The organism is Paenibacillus sp. Y301 (genome assembly GCF_059445505.1).
In genome coordinates this window covers 1-928 of record NZ_JCAIUL010000047.1, presented here as the reverse complement: position 1 = coordinate 928, position 928 = coordinate 1, and the positions used below count along the sequence as shown (strand labels likewise).

The following is a 928-nucleotide window of genomic DNA, read 5'->3' as shown; positions in this document are numbered from 1 at the left end:
TTAGCTGAACAACGGCAGCCGATCCACTTACCAGCTGCCGTTGTGTCTTTATTGAGCTATCGTGTCCCGATAGCTTAATAAGATATTTTACTTAGTCATTATTTATTAAGATTTTATGTCTTTATAAAGAGCACATTTTATTAATATATTTCATTTTCTACACTATACAATCGTATTACTGATAATTTTGAACACACCTTTTAACTGATGAATGGTTTGTATTGCCGTATCGCTAAATAAATACCATTGGTTTTCAGTAACGTCATGAATTAAAACTTCTGGGTATCCTTCTAAGTCTTCTTCTGAAAAATCTTTAATTAAACTATAAATATCAAAACGTTTCAGGCTATTACCTTCTAGGTTCAAAAAATCATATTGATAACCTTTATAATAAGATCCAAGAGTATCAGAGGTATACATCCACGAATAATTTGCGGGAGCTTCGACTTTACTACCTAAGTTATCTATCAAAGTATTATAAAATGTTTCGTTATACGCGTTACCGCTACTTTGCTGTACTACGCCGCCCATCGTCATATGGTACTCCAGTTGTAATGTTATTACTTTCACACCATCTATGACCAATGCCTCGCAATCAACAGTAACTGTGGAATTAATGTAATTGACCTTACAGCCAAATGTTTCTGAAAGGAAGCGAAGTGGAACCATGGTGCGGTTTTTATTTATGTATGGTTTTACGTCAAGCACAGACGTTTTACCGTTTTTCATTACGTTATTGCTTTGCGTGTTTAATATTACCTGCTTATTGTTTTTAGTGAGGATAACTTCAGAATCCAACCAATCGACATTGGCTCCTAAGTTTTCACTGATAACACGTAAAGGCACCATTATACGACTGTTCCTAATTACGGGTTCCACCTCGGATGGAATAACAACACCGTCAATCTTGATTTGAATGTTAGATGCA

The 928-nt window shown here is 35.0% G+C and carries 1 protein-coding gene; it reads right to left on the bottom strand.

The annotated features are described in order from the left end of the window. Positions 1-162: 162 nt before the first annotated feature. On the bottom strand, positions 163-928 hold a 766-nt coding region (locus tag AC1D69_RS25020), incomplete at its 5' end, for a copper amine oxidase N-terminal domain-containing protein (RefSeq protein ID WP_495458815.1).